The 18,665-nt window shown below is 58.9% G+C and carries 16 protein-coding genes; 7 read left to right on the top strand and 9 right to left on the bottom strand.

Annotated elements, in window-relative coordinates; genetic code table 11:
• The first annotated feature begins 224 nt into the window (after positions 1-224).
• The 5 genes from typA (at position 225) to fabY (ending at position 5,139) form a co-directional block, all read left to right on the top strand.
• Positions 225-2,045, top strand: coding sequence for a ribosome-dependent GTPase TypA (typA, locus tag AC6I79_RS19895; protein ID WP_058771001.1), 1,821 nt, complete (start codon positions 225-227; stop codon positions 2,043-2,045).
• Between the two features lie 183 nt (positions 2,046-2,228).
• A complete protein-coding gene (gene yihX, locus AC6I79_RS19890; RefSeq protein WP_021507115.1) occupies positions 2,229-2,825 on the top strand; it encodes a glucose-1-phosphatase in 597 nt (198 codons plus the stop codon).
• A 6-nt stretch (positions 2,826-2,831) separates the two neighbouring features.
• Positions 2,832-3,698 carry a virulence factor BrkB family protein gene (locus AC6I79_RS19885; protein WP_238561347.1) on the top strand — a complete coding sequence of 289 codons (867 nt, stop codon included), beginning with the start codon at positions 2,832-2,834 and terminating at the stop codon, positions 3,696-3,698.
• On the top strand, positions 3,695-4,132 hold the full coding sequence (gene dtd / locus AC6I79_RS19880; protein ID WP_021507113.1) for a D-aminoacyl-tRNA deacylase: 438 nt from the start codon (positions 3,695-3,697) through the stop codon (positions 4,130-4,132). Before AC6I79_RS19885 ends, dtd begins: the two co-directional genes overlap by 4 nt.
• A gap of 59 nt (positions 4,133-4,191) precedes the next feature.
• Positions 4,192-5,139 (top strand): fatty acid biosynthesis protein FabY, encoded by a 948-nt coding sequence (fabY, locus tag AC6I79_RS19875; RefSeq protein ID WP_021507112.1) that lies wholly within the window; start codon positions 4,192-4,194, stop codon positions 5,137-5,139.
• A gap of 202 nt (positions 5,140-5,341) precedes the next feature.
• On the opposite strand, the gene AC6I79_RS19870 is transcribed toward fabY, so the two are convergent.
• From AC6I79_RS19870 to AC6I79_RS19860, 3 genes are all read right to left on the bottom strand, one after another.
• A complete protein-coding gene (locus AC6I79_RS19870; RefSeq protein ID WP_058780493.1) occupies positions 5,342-7,021 on the bottom strand; it encodes an AsmA family protein in 1,680 nt (559 codons plus the stop codon).
• Positions 7,022-7,143: 122 nt separating this feature from the next.
• Positions 7,144-8,532, bottom strand: a complete 1,389-nt coding sequence (locus AC6I79_RS19865; RefSeq protein ID WP_498027492.1) for a nucleobase:cation symporter-2 family protein — start codon at positions 8,530-8,532, stop codon at positions 7,144-7,146.
• 90 nt (positions 8,533-8,622) lie between these two features.
• A complete protein-coding gene (locus AC6I79_RS19860) occupies positions 8,623-9,558 on the bottom strand; it encodes a quinone oxidoreductase family protein (protein WP_021507109.1) in 936 nt (311 codons plus the stop codon).
• Between the two features lie 69 nt (positions 9,559-9,627).
• On the opposite strand from AC6I79_RS19860, the gene AC6I79_RS19855 reads away from it, so the two are divergent.
• The gene (locus AC6I79_RS19855; RefSeq protein WP_127833485.1) at positions 9,628-10,113 is read left to right on the top strand and encodes a MarR family winged helix-turn-helix transcriptional regulator; all 486 of its coding nucleotides are present in this window, start codon (positions 9,628-9,630) and stop codon (positions 10,111-10,113) included.
• Here the strand turns inward: AC6I79_RS19855 and recG are convergent.
• The 5 genes from recG to gmk are packed head-to-tail and all read right to left on the bottom strand — an operon-like array spanning position 10,110 to position 15,972.
• Positions 10,110-12,188 (bottom strand): ATP-dependent DNA helicase RecG, encoded by a 2,079-nt coding sequence (recG, locus tag AC6I79_RS19850; protein WP_459746163.1) that lies wholly within the window; start codon positions 12,186-12,188, stop codon positions 10,110-10,112. The genes AC6I79_RS19855 and recG overlap by 4 nt on opposite strands.
• Positions 12,185-12,880: a tRNA (guanosine(18)-2'-O)-methyltransferase TrmH gene (gene trmH / locus AC6I79_RS19845; RefSeq protein WP_031279638.1), complete on the bottom strand. Its 696-nt coding sequence runs from the start codon at positions 12,878-12,880 to the stop codon at positions 12,185-12,187. The genes recG and trmH overlap by 4 nt, the downstream gene beginning before the upstream one ends.
• A 3-nt stretch (positions 12,881-12,883) precedes the next feature.
• Positions 12,884-14,995, bottom strand: a complete 2,112-nt coding sequence (gene spoT, locus AC6I79_RS19840; RefSeq protein WP_021507105.1) for a bifunctional GTP diphosphokinase/guanosine-3',5'-bis pyrophosphate 3'-pyrophosphohydrolase — start codon at positions 14,993-14,995, stop codon at positions 12,884-12,886.
• 20 nt (positions 14,996-15,015) lie between these two features.
• Positions 15,016-15,291 (bottom strand): DNA-directed RNA polymerase subunit omega, encoded by a 276-nt coding sequence (gene rpoZ / locus AC6I79_RS19835; protein WP_021314198.1) that lies wholly within the window; start codon positions 15,289-15,291, stop codon positions 15,016-15,018.
• Positions 15,292-15,348: 57 nt separating this feature from the next.
• Positions 15,349-15,972 carry a guanylate kinase gene (gene gmk, locus AC6I79_RS19830; protein WP_021507104.1) on the bottom strand — a complete coding sequence of 208 codons (624 nt, stop codon included), beginning with the start codon at positions 15,970-15,972 and terminating at the stop codon, positions 15,349-15,351.
• A 238-nt stretch (positions 15,973-16,210) separates the two neighbouring features.
• On the opposite strand from gmk, the gene ligB reads away from it, so the two are divergent.
• Positions 16,211-17,980, top strand: coding sequence for an NAD-dependent DNA ligase LigB (gene ligB, locus AC6I79_RS19825; RefSeq protein WP_498027491.1), 1,770 nt, complete (start codon positions 16,211-16,213; stop codon positions 17,978-17,980).
• Here ligB and AC6I79_RS19820 read toward each other — a convergent pair.
• On the bottom strand, positions 17,894-18,511 hold the full coding sequence (locus AC6I79_RS19820) for a trimeric intracellular cation channel family protein (protein ID WP_031279636.1): 618 nt from the start codon (positions 18,509-18,511) through the stop codon (positions 17,894-17,896). The genes ligB and AC6I79_RS19820 overlap by 87 nt on opposite strands.
• Positions 18,512-18,665: the final 154 nt, after the last annotated feature.

Raw genomic sequence — 18,665 nt, 5'->3', positions numbered from 1 at the left:
GACGGCTGCACCAGCGTGGATGGAATGCACCAAAATAGTGCCGTCAGTTTAGGGGTAAGCACTCAAATGGTGCAAAGCGCCATCAAAGTGCAGCTTAATGCACCGTTATTGGTGCTAAAAACGCGCACTGCGAGAATCTTTCGGCGAAAACTGTGATCATGTTCAGTCTTTCGCTTAATCCGTGTACAATACCGCGTTATTTCTATAATGCCTGAGGCAAAGCTGTGATCGAAAATTTGCGTAACATCGCCATCATCGCGCACGTTGACCATGGTAAGACCACCCTGGTTGACAAACTGCTGCAACAGTCCGGTACTTTTGATGCCCGTACCGAAGCGACTGAGCGCGTGATGGACTCCAACGATTTGGAGAAAGAGCGTGGGATTACCATCCTCGCGAAAAACACCGCCATCAAATGGAACGACTACCGTATCAACATCGTTGATACCCCGGGACACGCCGACTTCGGTGGTGAAGTTGAGCGCGTCATGTCCATGGTGGATTCGGTGCTGCTGGTTGTAGACGCGATGGATGGCCCTATGCCGCAAACCCGCTTCGTAACCAAGAAAGCCTTTGCCCACGGTTTGAAGCCGATTGTAGTCATCAACAAAGTTGACCGTCCTGGCGCGCGTCCGGACTGGGTTGTTGACCAGGTATTTGACCTGTTCGTCAACCTCGACGCGACTGACGAGCAGCTCGATTTCCCGATCATTTATGCGTCTGCGCTGAATGGTATCGCCGGTCTGGATCACACCGACATGGCTGACGACATGACCCCGCTGTATCAGGCCATCGTCGACCACGTTTCTCCACCGCAGGTTGAAGTTGAAGCCCCACTGCAGATGCAGATCTCGCAGCTGGACTACAACAACTACCTCGGCGTAATCGGTATCGGCCGCATCAAGCGCGGTAAAGTGAAGCCAAACCAGCAGGTTACTGTAATCGACAGCGAAGGGAAAACCCGTAACGCGAAAGTCGGTAAAGTGCTGGGCCATCTGGGTCTGGAGCGTATTGAATCCGATCTGGCTGAAGCGGGCGACATCATCGCTATCACCGGTCTGGGCGAGCTGAACATCTCCGACACCATCTGCGACACGCAGAATGTGGAAGCGCTGCCAGCGCTGAGCGTGGATGAGCCAACCGTAACCATGTTCTTCAACGTCAACACCTCACCGTTCTGTGGTAAAGAAGGTAAGTTTGTGACGTCGCGTCAGATCCTTGAGCGTCTGAACAAAGAGCTGGTGCACAACGTAGCGCTGCGCGTAGAAGAAACTGAAGATGCTGATGCATTCCGCGTATCCGGTCGTGGTGAGCTGCACCTGTCAGTTCTGATCGAGAATATGCGTCGTGAAGGCTACGAGCTGGCGGTATCCCGTCCGAAAGTTATCTACCGTGAATTCGAAGGCCGCAAGCAGGAGCCATTCGAAAACGTTACCCTCGACATCGAAGAAACCCACCAGGGTTCAGTGATGCAGGCGATGGGTGAGCGTAAAGGCGACCTGAAAAACATGGATCCGGATGGTAAAGGCCGCGTACGTCTCGACTACGTGATCCCAAGCCGTGGTCTGATCGGCTTCCGTAACGAATTCATGACTATGACTTCCGGTACCGGTCTGCTGTACTCCACCTTCAGCCACTACGACGACGTGCGTCCGGGCGAAGTGGGCCAGCGTCAGAACGGCGTGCTGATCTCCAACGGTCAGGGTAAAGCGGTTGCCTTCGCCCTGTTCGGCCTGCAGGATCGCGGTAAGCTGTTCCTCGGTCACGGTGCGGAAGTGTATGAAGGCCAGATCATCGGTATTCACAGCCGTTCTAACGACCTGACCGTAAACTGCCTGACCGGTAAGAAACTGACCAACATGCGTGCGTCAGGTACTGACGAAGCTACCACCCTGGTACCACCGCAGAAAATGACGCTGGAGCAGGCTATCGAGTTCATCGATGATGACGAACTGGTAGAAGTGACGCCGCAGTCAGTACGTATTCGTAAACGCCACCTGACCGAGAACGATCGCAAACGCGCGTCTCGCGGCAGCAAAGAGTAAGCGAAATCGTCTGATAATAAGCCCCGCACCCGCGGGGCTTTTTTTTGCCTGCCGTCTGAGGCAGCGCGACCCGCACGAAATCAGACCCCGCTTGCGGAATGCGGATTTCCCCTAAGCGTACCTGTTCAGGCTTGCCTTTTACCGCTAGAGTGAATGATCCAGGGAACGTAGAGGAGAGGTGTCATGCTGTACATCTTTGATTTAGGCAATGTGATTGTTGATATCGATTTCAATCGGGTACTCGGCGTCTGGAGCGATCTGGGACGCGTGCCGCTTGCCACGCTGCAGAGCCGTTTTCGCATGGACGAGACCTTCGAGCAGCACGAGCGGGGCGAAATCAGCGACCCGGAGTTTGCCGCCCGGCTGTGTGACCAGCTCGATATTGCCCTGAGCTATCCGCAGTTCACCGCTGGCTGGCAGGCGGTGTTTGTCGGCGTGCGTCCGGAAACGCTGGCGATCATGAACCAGCTGCGCGCCAGCGGCGAGCGCGTGGTGATTCTGTCTAACACCAACCAGCTGCATTTCGAGTTCTGGCCAACGCAGTATCCGGAAGTGCAACAGGCTGCCGACCACATCTATATGTCGCAGGATATCGGCATGCGCAAACCGGAAGCGCGCATCTGGCACTATGTACTGGAGCATGAAGGCTTCACCGCCGATCAGGCGGTATTCTTTGATGACAACCAGGCCAATGTTGATGCGGCGCGCGCGCTGGGCATTGAGAGCGTGCTGGTCGAAGATGCGAAAACCGTGCCTGACTGGTTTGCGAGCCGTCGCTGAGTGACCATGCGAACTCATCTGCGCCACTCGGCGCATGCGTTTTTCCTGTGGATTAAACTGCTGTGGCGCCGCATCGATGAAGACAACATGACCACGCAGGCCGGTAATCTGGCCTACGTGTCGCTGCTGGCGCTGGTGCCGCTGGTTGCCGTGGTATTCGCGCTGTTTGCCGCCTTCCCGGTGTTCTCCGACATCAGCGTGCAGCTGAAGAACTTCATCTTCACTAACTTCATGCCGGCCGCCGGGGATGTGATTCAGCGCTATCTCGATCAGTTTGTCGCCAACGTCAACAAAATGACGGCGGTGGGGGCGGTCGGGCTGATTGTCACTGCGCTGCTGCTGATGCACTCGGTCGACAGCGCGCTCAACGCCATCTGGCGCAGCGACAAGCCGCGCCCGATGGTCTACTCCTTTGCGGTCTACTGGATGATCCTGACGCTGGGACCGCTGCTGGCCGGTGCCAGTCTGGCCATCAGCTCCTATCTGCTGTCGCTGCGCTGGGTGAACGTGACCGGCGTCACCAGCCTGATCGATCAGGCGCTGCGCATCTTCCCGCTGGTTTTGTCGATTCTCGCCTTCTGGCTGCTATACAGCATTGTGCCGACGCGGCGTGTGCCGGGACGCGATGCGTTGATAGGTGCGGTGGTCGCGGGTCTGCTGTTCGAGCTGGGCAAAAAAGGCTTTGCGCTCTATGTTACGATGTTTCCTTCGTATCAGTTAATTTACGGCGTGCTGGCGGTGATCCCCATCCTGTTTCTGTGGGTTTACTGGACCTGGTGTATCGTGTTGTTAGGCGCGGAAGTGACCGTCACGCTGGATGACTATCGCCAGTTAAAACAGCAGGAACGCGATAAAGAACGAGAGGAAACATGATTGCTTTGATTCAGCGTGTGACGCGCGCCAGCGTCAGCGTGGATAACGCCACGGTGGGCGAAATTGGCGCCGGTCTGCTGGTGCTGCTGGGGGTGGAAAAGGGCGATGACGAGCAGAAATCACAGCGCCTGGCGGAGAAAGTGCTGGGCTACCGCATCTTTGGCGATGAGAACGACAAAATGAATCTCAGCGTACAGCAGACAGGCGGTAGCGTGCTGGTGGTTTCGCAATTCACCCTGGCGGCCGACACGCAAAAAGGCATGCGTCCCTCTTTCTCTGGCGGCGCGCACCCGGCGGAAGCCGAGCGCCTCTATCACGACTTCAGCGATCGCTGCCGGGCGCTGGGCGTCACCACCGCCAACGGGCGCTTCGCCGCCAATATGCAGGTTTCGCTGATTAACGATGGTCCGGTGACCTTCTGGTTACAGGTGTGAGATTTTTAGCCGAGCGGCAAGGGATCAGCCACGCAAGCTCCGAACGAGAGAATCACTTTATGTATCATCTTCGCGTACCGCAAACGGCGGAAGAGCTGGATATGTATTACCAGTTCCGCTGGGAAATGTTACGGAAGCCGCTGCGCCAGCCGCAGGGCTCAGAACGTGATGCCTGGGATGCGCTGGCGCATCACCAGATGGTGGTGGATGAGCACGGCAAACCGGTAGCGGTGGGCCGGCTGTATATCAATGCGGAAAATGAAGCGGCGATCCGCTTTCTGGCGGTGCATCCGTCGGTGCAGGGCAAAGGGCTGGGTACGCTGGTGGCGATGACGCTGGAGTCGGTGGCGCGCCAGGAAGGGGCCAAACGCGTCACCTGTAGCGCGCGCGAGGATGCGGTGGAGTTCTTTGCCAAGCTCGGCTTTGTCAATCAGGGCGAAATTACCGCACCGCAAACCACGCCGGTGCGTCACTTCCTGATGATTAAACCGGTGGTGACGCTGGATGATATTCTGCATCGCGCCGACTGGTGTGGACAGCTGCAGCAGGCGTGGTACGAACACATCCCGCTGAGCGAAAAGATGGGCGTGCGCATTCTGCAGTATACCGGGCAGAAGTTTGTTACCACCATGCCGGAAGCCGGCAACCAGAACCCGCACCATACGCTGTTTGCCGGCAGCCTGTTTTCACTCGCCACGCTCACCGGCTGGGGATTGATCTGGCTGCTGCTGCGCGAACGCCATCTCGGTGGCACCATTATTCTGGCCGATGCACATATACGCTATAGCAAACCCATCAGCGGACGGCCCGGCGCCATCGCCGATCTCGGCTCGCTGAGCGGCGATCTCGACCGGCTGGCGCGCGGACGAAAAGCACGCGTACAGATGGAGGTGGAGCTGTTTGGGGATGATGAACTGGGCGCGGTGTTTGAAGGTGTCTACATCGTGTTACCCGCCGATCCCGACGGGCCGCTGGAAGAGGGCGGTTCAGGCGCGCGCATTAATTAACCACGCAGCGCGCAACAAAACCACAGGGTCACTCTGCATGGCGTAATGCTTGCCAGCTAAGATTCAAATGCATTCAACAACAGTTGCATTTTTGGTAGCGGCGCAATTTATTGCGCGATAAATCGCGCCGCTACAAGAATTGTGCGATTGGCGATGGCCTGACTCGCCCGCATCGCGCTTTTTAGCGCGATCGATCATGCAATCACTGCACCTGCCCGCCACGCATCGTCTGCTGCAGCGACTGCGTATCCGTGGTCACCGACAAACTACCTTCTGCGCTGGCACGCAACGGTGCGCCCGCGCTGAGCGAGCCCTTCAGCTGCAGCTGCAAATTACTGCTACCGCTCAGCGGCAGCGCAGGCCAGCCCCAGTTTTGCAGCACGTTTGCCGGCACCGCCTGGCCTTTCAGGTTCAGCGTAAACGGACGCTGTGCTTCCTGCCCTGCGGTTGCCGTGCCTTCCAGTAATCCGCTGCCGTTGAAGGCGCTCATCTCGCTGACCTCAATCTGCCGATCGCTGGCGTTCAGGCTAATCGACGGATGGCGCAAATCGGTGCGGTTAAAGGTGGCTTCCGCCGCGTTAAAGCTGGCTTTGCCCGCCCAGATGCCCCATTGATGCTGGCGCGCCAGCAGCAGATTCTCTGCATTACCATCAAGCGCGGTCATCTGGAACGGGAAGGCCGGATTGATATCAATCACCAGATTACGGTTAGCGGTCGCACGCTTCACCAGCACGCTATCCAGCCAGCCCGGCAGCGTCTGCTGCCAGCGATCGCGCCAGTTTTGCGGCAGCGTGTATTCCAGGCCGGCAATGGCTAAATCGTCAAGCGTCAGGCGCTTGTCGCTGCGCGTCCAGCTGCCGCTGGCGCGAATCACGCCGTTGACCCAGCGGGAGCTGAACTGCGTCAGCTGAATGCCCTGCGGTGAGAATTCGGCGTTGACGATCGGATCGTTGAGTTCAAAGCTGCCGTTAATAAAGTTGCCGGCGTTCATGGCCAGCGAACCGTCGTCGCTCTGCCAGTCATCGCCGCGCAGCGTAATGTTCTTCAGGGTCAGATCGAGATCGGTCACCGCCCAGTCCGGGCCCTGCAGGCGCGCATCGGTCATATCCAGCCGGTTAATGCTCACCGAAGGCACGTCACGCAGCGGACTGAGGAACTCGCTCAGGCTCTGCTGGGTTTGCAGGCGAATATCGTTAAGACGCAGCTGGTTGATTTGCCAGTTACCCTGCGCGTCGCGCTCGGCCCGTCCGGTCATTGAGCCGCGCGCCAGATCGGCGCCGATATTGCTCAGCACCAGCCGGCGTTTGGCGATATTGCCCTGCAGCAGCACGTTGTTACCGGCGACGCCGTCCAGCGTCATGGCACCTGCGCTCATCTGGAACTGCGCATCGCTGCCCAGCATATCGTCAGGCGTGGGCTTCCACGGCACAATGCCGCCGTTGACCCGCTGCGCCGCCAGCGGCAGGGCGCTGTGCGGGCTTTCGATCTGCACATTATTGAGCTGCAGCCGGTTGGCCTGAATCGGCAGCGTGGTTTGTGGTGACTGGTTAGCGAGGTTGATGTCGCCGTCGCGCACTTCAATGCTGTCGAAATGCAGCGGATCGCTGAACTGCACCAGTGCCAGACCGAGATCGACGCGCTTCGCCACCAGTACCGCCGGCTGGCCGTCGTGGCCGAAGCTGAAGTCATCCAGGATGATGTGGGAAGGCGAGGAGAAGTTGTGCTCAATCTTACTCAGCGACAAATGCCAGGCGGTTTTATCGCTTACCCAACGGCTAAACCAGCCTGCGCCCCACTGGGTTTGCAGCAGCACATAGAGAACCACCAGCGCCAGCAGAATCAGCAGTAACAAGGTAAGGAAAAACTTGCCTAAAAATTTCATCGCATCCATCCATCCCGATATTTATCCGGTGAGTGGTTGTTATGCCTGAATTACCGTTACAGCTCAACAGCCTGGATGAAAAAGCGGATAAATAACAGGCAGGCCGTAGCCTGCCAGCAGCATTACTTTTCCTGCGGAAAGACGAGGTTAAGCACGATAGCGGTGATACCCCCGGCGGCGATGCCGGATGACAGCAGGGTTTTCAGCCAGTCCGGGGCAAATTGCAGAATCAGCGGCTGTTGCGATACGCCAAGGCCCACCGCCAGCGACAGCGCGATGATCATAATGGCACGGCGATTGAGCGGCTCGCGCGAAACAATGCGCACGCCGGAAGCGGCAATGGTACCAAACATCACGATGGTGGCACCGCCCAGTACCGGTTCCGGAATATGCTGCACAAAGCCGCTCACCGCCGGGAACAGGCCGAGTACGATCAGCATCAGCGCCACCACAAAGCCCACGTAGCGGCTGGCCACGCCGGTCAGCTGAATCACCCCGTTGTTCTGACCAAAGCAGGAGTTAGGGAAGGTGTTGAACAGCGCCGACACAAACGAGTTGAGACCATTGGCCAGTACGCCGCCTTTCAGACGCTTCATATACAGCGGACCGCTGACCGGCTGTTCGGAGACATCGGAGGTGGCGGTAATATCGCCGATGGTTTCCAGCGAGGTCACCATAAACACCAGCATCAGCGGGATCAGCAGATTCCAGTCAAAACCCAGGCCGTAATAGAGCGGCGACGGCACGGTCAGCAGCCCCTGGTTGGTTGGTGCTGAGGTAGCGGGCAGCATATCCAGCGCCCAGGCCAGCGCATAACCCACTACCATGGCGATCACCAGCGACGCGACGCGCAGATAAGGGTTGCGCTGGCGGTTGAGCAGGATGATAACCACCAGCACGGCACCGGCCAGCAGCAGATTTTTCGGCGCCCCAAAGCTGTGATCGTTCATGGCGGCGAAGCCACCGCCAATCGAGGTCAGGCCGACCTGAATCAGCGACAGACCGATAATCATCACCACAATGCCGGACACCAGCGGAGTGATGATGCGCCGTGCGAGGTGCAGCACGCGTGACAGCAACATCTCGGTACATGAAGCCACCATCAGGGTACCAAACAGCGCCGCCATCATGGTCGGTACATCGGCACCGCCGTTTTTCAGCGCCATACCGCCCATGATCAGCGGCGTGACAAAGTTAAAGCTGGTGCCCTGAATCGACAGCAGGCCAGAACCCACCGGTCCCCAGGTTTTGATTTGCAGAATGGACGCCACGCCCGAAGCAAACAGCGACATGCTGATGATGTGCTGCGTGTCCTGCGCCGGTAAGCCGAGCGCCTGGCAGATCAGCAGTGCCGGGGTAATCACCGCCACAAACATCGCCAGCAGATGCTGGCAGGCGGCAAACAGCGTTTGCGGCAGCGGCGGACGATCTTCAAGACGGTAAATCAGTTCACTTTTGCTCTCGCCTGGCGCAGTGGCAGGCTGGCGGGATTCAGCAGTATTGACGGACATGGTGGCTTCTCAATAACAACAAAGGGGCGATTTTAAACGGTTGCGTTGTGAAAGCAATCGTTTGCAATGCCCCTTTTAGTTGCGATTGATCTAGAGCGTAAACACCGTGCGGCAGCGGCTGTCATCCTGCTGCCACGCCTGCTCTACCTCACTCAGCGGACGCTGCTGAAAAGCGATGGAGAAGTCACTTTCAGCGGCGGCGTTCAGCATCTCACCAATGCAGGCGATCAGTTCGCTGTCAGAGACGCTGCCCAGTCCGCTGCCCATCAGCGTCAGCCCGGATGAGCGCAGCAGTTTACTGTGCAGCGCGATCTCCTGCCCGCTGAGCGAGCCAATCTGCACGAAGCGCACCGTTTTCTCACCGCCGGCCACCGCCGCGTGCATGATGTCGAGCGCACTCTGGCCCCACAGATAATCCAGCACCACATCAATGCCCTGCTGCATCAGCGCTGGCAGCGCGCCGGGCAGTTCATCCAGCGTCAGGATGATATCCGCACCCTGCGTGCGCAGCTGCTCCAGCACCGCGCGGTTACGGCCGGTGGCGATGATTTTCCCGGCACCGAGGTGACGCGCAATGCGCACCGCCAGCCCGCCGGAGGTGCCGGTTGCACCGTTGATCAGCACGGTTTCACCCGCCTGAAACTGCGCGCGACGCGTCAGTGCGGCCCACGAGGACATGCCGGGATTGGCGATTGCCGCAGCCAGCAGCGGATCAAGCGTCGGCGGCAGCGCAACCACCGCCGCAGCCGGCACCCGGGTCTGCTGCGCCATACTGCCCCACGGTGCGCTAAAGGCGAGAAAATAGACCGGATCGCCGTTGCTCAGCGTGCCGGTGCCATCAATACCGGCGATAAACGGATAGTGGCTATCGGCGCTGTAATGGGCGCCGGCAGCTCGCGCTTTCGCCAGCTGGCTGATGGCGGCGGCCTTCACCGTTACCACCACATGCTGTTCATCGGCCTGCGGTGCCGGGAAATCGCCCCATACCGGTTTCTCACCTGCGGCACTGACAATAGCTGCTTTCATGTTTCACCTTCAGTTCATCGGATAATATGTGTAATATGCACACATTAGGCCTGCTCTGGGATGACGTCAATGAAAAGCGTGCAAAATACACATAATAATGCCGGCTTCGATGATTTGCACAACGCGCTGCTGATGATCGTCGGCACCTTTAATCGTCCGCAACGCGATGAATTATTAATAAAAGAGTCCGGTATCCAGCTGGATCGCGCCCTGTTTCCGTTGCTGATCCAGATTGGCCGCTTTGGTCCCCTCGGCGTGGTCGAGCTGGCCGATCGCGCCGGGCGCGATTACACCACTGTCAGCCGCCAGGTGGCGAAGCTGGAAGAGCTGGGGCTGGCGCAGCGGCAGAAAAATGCCAGAGACAAGCGGATCAATGAGGCGGTGATCACGGCGGCGGGAAAAGCGATGACGGATAAAGTCGACGTGGCGCGCACCCAGATCTATCAGCAGCTGTTCGCTGGCTGGCCAGCTGAAGAGCGCGCTGAGTTAACGCGCCTGTTACAGCGCTTCGTCGGGGATTTTATGGCAGTGGATCGACAGCCGCAGCTGGATTAAGCGTGGCTGTAGCGCTCGGTTTCCGGCAGCCAGCGCTCGATCAGCGCCTGAGCCTGTTCGGGATAATGCTGGTGGATATGGCGCGCCACGCGCTGAACTTCCGGAATCATGCTTTGATCGCGCAGTAAATCGGCGACTTTAAACTCGGCGTTGCCGGTCTGGCGCGTGCCGAGCAGTTCACCCGGACCGCGAATTTCCAGATCGTGCTGGGCGATGACAAAACCGTCGTTGCTGTCGCGCAGCACCTGCAGGCGTTTCTGCGCGGTTTTACTCAGCGGCGCTTTATACAGCAGCACGCAGTGTGAGGCGACGGCACCGCGGCCAACGCGTCCGCGCAGCTGATGCAGCTGCGCCAGACCAAGCCGTTCCGGGTTTTCGATGATCATCAGGCTGGCGTTGGGCACATCCACGCCAACCTCAATCACCGTGGTAGCCACCAGCAGCTGGATTTCGTTGGCCTTGAACGCCGCCATTACCGCCTGTTTCTCCGCCGGCTTCATACGCCCGTGTACCAGACCGACCTGCAGGTCCGGCAGCGCCACTTTCAGCTCCTGCCAGGTGGCTTCCGCCGCCTGCGCTTCCAGCACGTCGGATTCATCGATCAGCGTACACACCCAATAGGCCTGACGGCCTTCATGGCAGGCGCTTTGCACCCGGGTGATGATGTCGCTGCGGCGGGTATCGGGAATTGCCACCGTGGTCACCGGCGTACGGCCCGGCGGCAGTTCGTCAATGGTTGAGGTATCGAGATCGGCGTAGGCCGTCATCGCCAGGGTGCGCGGAATCGGGGTGGCGGTCATGATCAGCTGATGCGGATGGAAACCCTGCTCTTCGCCTTTTTCCCACAGCGCCAGCCGCTGATGCACGCCGAAACGGTGCTGCTCATCAATGATCACCAGCGCCATGCCGTTGAATTTCACCTGTTCCTGGAACAGCGCATGCGTGCCCACCACCATCGCCACCTGACCGCTGGCAATCGCCTCCTGCTGCGCTTCGCGCGCTTTGCCTTTCTGCTTTCCGGCCAGCCAGCCAACCTCTATGCCAAGCGGCGCAAACCACTGGCGGAAATTACTGGCGTGCTGTTCAGCCAGTAGCTCGGTCGGCGCCATCAGCGCTACCTGCTTGCCGTGGGCGATCACATTCAGCGCCGCCAGCGCAGCCACCAGCGTTTTACCGGAGCCGACATCACCCTGCACCAGGCGCATCATCGGGAAGTCGTGCGCCAGATCGCGCTCAATCTCTGCGACAACGCGCCGCTGCGCCGCGGTGGGCGAGAATGGCAGCGCGGCCAGCAGTTTATCCACCAGTTCATGGCGTGCCGGCATGGGCAGGGCGTGATGGCGCTGAGCGCCGGCGCGTACTGCCAGCATGCTGAGATTGTGCGCCAGCAGCTCTTCGAGAATCAGACGCTTCTGCGCCGGATGACGGCCGGTTTCCAGCTCGCTCAGGCGCAGGTCCGGCGGCGGCCGGTGCAGGGTGCGCAGCGCCTCCGGCAGACTGATCAGACCGCCGCTCAATTCCGGCGGCAGCAGCTCGGCAATCGGGCAGCTCTCCAGCAGCGTCAGTGCCTGATCGGTGAGATTACGCAGCGTGGCCTGGCGAATCCCTTCGGTGGTGGGATAGACCGGCGTCAGGGTTTCCTGCAGCTCAACGCCACCCAACTCGCCCTGGACGCGATACTCCGGATGAATGATTTCAGCGCCGCGCTGGCCGCGTTTGATCTCGCCATAAGCGGTGACGCGACGGCCCGGCGCCAGGCTGTTTTTCATGCCGGCGTTGAAATTGAAGAAGCGCATCGTCAGCACGCCGCTGCCGTCGCTGATCTGGCATACCAGCATGCGACGGCGGCCAAAGGTGATTTCGCTGTGCAGCACTTCACCTTCCACCGTTGCCCAGATGCCGGGCAGCAGATCGTTAATTTTGTACAGCTGGGTGCGGTCTTCGTAGCGCAGCGGCAGGTGCAGCAGCAGATCCTGAATGGTAAACAGGCCGAGTTTCGCCAGCTTACCCGCCTGGCTGGCGCCGACGCCGGTCAGGGTACTGAGCGGAATGGCATCCAGCAGACGGCCTTTCATTTTTTACCCGTCGCTTGCATGGTGGACCACCAGGCGGCATCGGCTTCGACTTCGCCCTGCGCGTTGATGTGCGGATAGGGCAGGCCTTTCTGCTTCGCTACGCGCGCCAGCACCGGATAACCGCCCTCAAACAGCAGGCGCTGCTGCTCATCCTCGTCCAGCAGGCTGTGCTGGCGGCGATACATGCCGGCGTTTTGCCGCTGACGCTGGGCTTCATACAGAATCAGCGCGGAGGCCACGGAGACATTCAGCGACTGCACCATACCGACCATCGGAATGATGATATCGCGGTCGGCCAGCGCCAGCGCTTCAGCGGTGATGCCGGTTTTCTCCTGGCCCATCAAAATACAGGTCGGTTTGGTGTAATCGATCTCGCGGAAATCGACCGCTTTGTCTGACAGATGGGTCGCCAGCACCTGCATGCCGCGATCTTTCAGATGGCGCACCGCATCAGCAATGTGGCGATGGGTTTTCACCTTCACCCAACTGTTACTGCCCGCCGACGCGGACACCATGGTGCGCATACGCACGCTGGGCCATACGGCGTGCACTTCGTGGATGCCGACGGCGTCGGCGGTGCGGATCACCGCAGAGACATTGTGCGGCTTATGCACCTGCTCCATGCAGACGGTGAGATCGTGCTGGCGCATGGCCAGCATCTCCTGGATACGAGCAAAACGTTGAGCGTTCATGCACTAATTACGGTTACGGTGAACTTTAATCACGTCCGGCATCACGCGGATTTTACGCATGATATTGGCCAGATGGACGCGATCGTTCGCGGTGAGGCGGATGAAGGCGCTGTAAACGCGACCGTCACGCTCTTCGGTATTGAGGCTTTGAATATTCGAACCTGCGGTATTGATTGCCGCGGTCAGGTTGGCCAGCGCGCCCTGGTGGTTAAACATATCCACCTTAATCTCGGCGACAAACTCCTGATCGGTCACTTTATCCCATTCAACCGGCATGAATTTTTCCGGTTCTTTCTGGTAGCCGCGAATGTTACGGCAGGATTCGTGATGAACCACCAGCCCTTTACCGGGGCTGACATGCGCGACAATCGGGTCGCCAGGGATGGGACGGCAGCACTTGGCGAAGGTAATCAGCACGCCATCAGCGCCCTTGATTGGCAGCTTTTTGCTGCGCTTACTGCTGCCAGATGACGGTTCGCTACCGGATTGCAGCAGGTTCTTCGCCACCACCACGCTCATGGCATTGCCGAGGCCAATCTCCGCCAGCAGATCGTCGATGCTGGAGAGCTTCATACGCTCCAGCTCCTGCTGAATATTCTCCGCCGGAATTTCGGCCAGCTTTTTACTGCCGCCGAGCGCATGGCTCAGCAGACGACGGCCGAGGTTAACGGAATCTTCGCGCTTGAGGTTTTTCAGCAGCTGGCGAATTTTGGCACGCGCTTTTGAGCTGACCACAAAGTTGAGCCACGCGGCATTTGGCCGGGCGCCAGGGGCGGTAATGATTTCAATCGTCTGGCCGCTGGTCAGCGCCTGCGACAGCGGATACGGCTGGCGATCAACGCGCGCACCGACGCAGGCGTGGCCGATATCGGTGTGCACCGCATAGGCGAAATCCACCGGCGTGGCGCCCGCGGGCAGTTCGACGATGCGGCCTTCCGGCGTAAACACGTAGATCTCATCCGGGAACAGATCGGATTTTACGCTCTCGATGAATTCAAACGAGCTGCCAGCGCTCTGCTGCAGCTCCAGCAGGCTTTGCAGCCAGCGCTGGGCGCGAATTTGCGCGGTAGTACCGCTTTCGCCAGCTTCTTTATAAGCCCAGTGGGCCGCCACCCCCATCTCCGCCATCTGATCCATATCTTCGGTACGGATTTGTACCTCAACCGGCACGCCGTGCGGGCCGATCATCGAGGTGTGCAGTGACTGATAGCCGTTGGCTTTGGGAATGGCGATGTAATCTTTCACGCGTCCGGGACGCGGTTTGTACAGGCTGTGCATCTGACCGAGCACGCGATAGCAGGTATCAAGGTCTTTCACGATGACGCGAAAGGCATAAATATCCATGATCGAGTGAAATCGCTGCTCTTTCAGGTGCATTTTGCGGTAGATCGAATAGAGATGCTTTTCGCGTCCGCTGACGCGGCACGGAATGCCGGCTTCCTGCAGACGCCCGTCGATTTCCGACAGGATCTTCTGAATCATCTCTTTACGGTTACCGCGCGCCGCTTTCACTACCTCTTTAATCACGCGGAAACGGTTTGGATAGAGCGCTTCAAAGCCGAGCTCTTCCAGTTCCGTTTTCAGGTGATGAATACCTAGGCGGTGCGCCAGAGGACTGTAAATTTCCAGCGTTTCCAGCGCGATGCGCCGTTTTTTATCCGGACGCAGCGCGCCCAGCGTGCGCATGTTGTGCGTGCGGTCAGCCAGTTTGATCAGGATGACGCGAATGTCCTGCACCATCGCCATGATCATTTTGCGGAAGTTTTCAGCCTGCGCTTCTTTCTTATCGCGGAATTTCAGCTTATCGAGCTTGGAAACGCCTTCCACCAGCTCGGCCACGCTTTTTCCGAACAGCTGTTCCATGTCCTGATAGGTGGCGGGCGTATCCTCAATCACATCATGCAGCAGCGCCGCCATCAGCGTTTCGTGGTCGAGCTTCATCTCGGCCAGAATGCAGGCAACCGCAACGGGATGGGTGATATAGGGTTCGCCGCTGGAGCGTGTCTGGCCCTCGTGGGCATCACGTGCGACAAGGTAAGCTTGCTTGAGGCGCTTGATTTGCTCCTCAGGCAAGTATTTTTCAATCAGCTGATTGAGGCTTTCAAACAGATACAAGGTTGACCTGCAGAGTGCTGTTAACGACGACCTTCAGCGATAGCGGTAACGGCTTGTAACTCAGCGGCTTCCTGCTCTTGCTGTTCCTGACGATCACGGACATCCAGAATCTGGTTGGTGATCAGGCCTTCTTCGATTTCGCGCAGGGCGATAACGGTGGCTTTATCGTTCTCTTCCGGAACCAGCGGATCTTTGCCGCCTACCTGCATCTGACGTGCACGACGTGCAGCGACCAACACCAGGTCAAAACGGTTACCAACTTTCTCTACTGCGTCCTGAACGGTTACGCGTGCCATAGGTGTGCTACTCCACAGATGATGAAGAAATGACTGGGCATAATACTGAAAGTGACTTCAGACTGCCAATAGTTTGCTGATTAAAGCATCATGTCGCGCTTTCTGGCGACCCATACGCAGACGTTCTGCGCGAATAATGGTTTTCAGATCCGACAGCGCCAGATCGAAATCATCATTAACAATCAAATAATCGTATTCGGCATAGTGGCTCATTTCTGCCACTGCCTGCGCCATGCGGCGGGCGATCACCTCTTCGCTGTCCTGACCGCGGCCGCGCAGGCGGCGATCCAGCTCTTCGGTGGACGGCGGCAGAACAAAGATACTGCGGGCGGCCGGCATTCTCTGGCGAATCTGCTGTGCGCCCTGCCAGTCAATGTCGAGAAACACGTCAACGCCGGTCGCCAGCACCTGCTCAATCGCCGCGCGTGAGGTGCCGTAATAATTGCCAAACACTTCCGCATGCTCAAGGAAAGCATCCTCGGCGATCATGCGTTCGAATTCAGGCTTTGAGACGAAAAAGTAGTGTTCACCATGCGCTTCGCCGGGGCGCACGCCGCGGGTGGTATGAGAAACAGACACCTGCGTATCGTACAGCGGTTGTGTCTTTAACAGCGCCTGAATCAGGCTGGATTTACCTGCGCCGCTGGGGGCGGAAACAATATAGAGCGTGCCTTGAGCCATGGTTATCTTGAATTGAGTAAAGAGCGGAGTCGATTTCCTGCACAGTATACACGGCTTAAGCGCAGCACGCAGCGTTTGCCGCCCGCACGCGGCAATTCTTTTTCTGTGCGCGCCCTCCAGCGGCAGCGCAACTTTCTGCAATTCGCACAAAAATCCGTCAGCCTCGCTCCACAATCGGCTTTTTAACGCTGGTGTCACTCACCGCGGCACGCTGCAATCAGCAAAAAAGGAGGCGACGATGAAAGGATGGATATGGCTGGGTGCGATGTTGCTGGCGGGATGTGCGAATGGGATGGCGGTTTGTCCCAACTGGTCACCGGTGCGCGCTGAACAGGAGATGGGCGTGCTGCACAACCAGCTGCGCCACTGGGATGATGCCTACTACCGTCAGGGGCAAAGCCCGGTAAGCGATGCCGATTACGACAGCCTGCAGCAGCGCTTACAGCAGTGGCAGCGCTGCTTCACGCCGGCGTTGCCCGGCTATGCAGCACAGCTCAGCACCGACGGCAGCACGCTGCACCCGGTGGCGCATACCGGCGTACGCAAGCTGCGTGACAAGCTGGCGGTGGCCTACTGGATGCAGGATAAACCGGCGCTGTGGGTGCAGCCAAAAGTCGATGGCGTGGCGGTGACGCTGATGTATCGCCACGGCGAACTGGCTGGCCTGATCAGCCGGGGCGACGGACTGCGCGGTGAACAGTGGCTGGCGAAAGCGCCGCACATTGCGGCGATCCCGCAGCATATCACGACCGACCGTGCGGAAGTGGTATTGCAGGGTGAGCTGTTCCTGACGATGACCGATCACCAGCAGGTGCGCGATGGCGGTCAGAATGCGCGCGCCCAGGTGGCGGGCGCCATGATGCGGCGCGAAGCCAGTCCGCTGCTGTCGCGCATTGGCGTGTTTATCTGGGCATGGCCGGATGGGCCGCCGATGATGCAGGCGCGGCTGGCACAGCTTACGCAGTGGGGCTTTGCCCTGACGCAGCAGTGGAGCCGCCAGGTCAGTAATGAAGAGGAGGTCGCGGCCTGGCGTGAGCGCTGGTATCGCCAGCCGCTGCCTTTTGTCACCGATGGTGTGGTGATTCACCAGTCACCGCAGCGCGTCGGGCGCGACTGGCAGCCCGGACAGGGCAGCTGGTCGGCCGCGTGGAAATATCAGCCTGCCGAAGTCAGCAGCGAGGTGCTGTCGGTGGATTTCAACGTCGGACGCACCGGAAAAATTGCCGTGGTGCTGAACCTGCAGCCGGTGCAGCTGGAGGATAAAACCGTCCGGCGGGTCAATCTGGGCTCGCTGCGTCGCTGGAAGCAGTGGGATGTGATCGCCGGCGATCAGGTCACGCTGTCGCTGGCCGGGCTGGGTATTCCGCGGCTGGAACGAGTGATTTGGCGCGTGGCGCAGCGCGACTATCCGTCGCCGCCGCAGGACGACGCATTCAATCCGCTGAGCTGCCTGCACTTCAGCGCAGGGTGTCGCGCGCAGTTTCTGTCGCGTCTCAGCTGGCTAAGTCATAAGTCGGTACTGGATATTGCTGGCATGCAGCGCAGTAGCTGGCAGCGCCTGCTGGACGGCGGCAGCGTCAGCCACCTGTTCTCCTGGCTGACGCTCACGCCAGAGCAGATTGCGCAGGCACAGGGCATCTCCACCGTACGCGCCCGGCAGATCTGGCATCGTTTTAACCTGACGCGCCAGCAGCCGCTGCGCCGCTGGATCAGCGCGCTGGGCTTACCGCTGCCGCGCACGGCACTCCAGGCGTTGCCCGATACGCAGTGGTCGCAGCTGCTGGCGCGTTCAGCCGACAGCTGGCAGCAGCTGCCGGGTATCGGCAACGTCCTGGCACAGCGGCTGGTGACGATGCTGCAGGATGCGCGCCTGCAGTCGCTGATTCACTTTCTGCAGCAGCAGAATATCCCGGCGCAGCCGTCAGTGCTCGGGGTGGGGGTAGTTGAAAATCGGCAGACCGAGACGGAAGCGCAGCGCCAGCAGGCGGGCGAAGAAGCCGAACAGTAGCGTGATGATCACCACCACTTCATGCGCCAGCGGTGTTTTCAGCAGTAGGATATACATCCAGCCGGAGGCAAAAGCGATACCGGCATACAGCTCTTTCTGGAATACCAGCGGAATGCGGTTGCAGAACATATCGCGCAGCACGCCGCCAAAAACGCCGGTGATGACTGCGGCGATGGCGGCGATGATCGCCGCATGGCCGGAATCCAGCGCAACCTGTGCGCCGATAATCGAGAACACCACCAGACCCAGCGCATCCAGCACCAGAAACACTTTACGCAGATGATTCATCAGCGGCGCGACAAAGGTGGTGACCACGGCCGCCGCCGCGACGATCATGATGTATTCCGGGTGTTTCACCCAGCCGAGCGGATAGTGGCCCAGCAGAATATCGCGCACCGAGCCGCCGCCAATCGCCGTGACCGACGCAATAATAATGACGCCGAACAGGTCCATTTTGCGTCGGCCTGCCGCCAGCGCACCGGTCATTGCTTCGGCGGTAATACCAATGATGTACAGGACGGTTAATAACATAGAGCACTCCAGTAAACTGGCGGCAAGGCTAAAGATTTCCCAGAGTGTAGACCACTGAGATTTTCTAAAAAAATGTTTTCGGATTAGCCATCCTGATGGTGAGCCTGCTGATGGGCTTGTTAAAGAGGAACTGCGGTTATCAGCCGGTGTTTTC

Source organism: gamma proteobacterium symbiont of Scutellera amethystina, from assembly GCF_059730845.1.
This window is presented reverse-complemented; position numbering and strand designations above follow the sequence as displayed.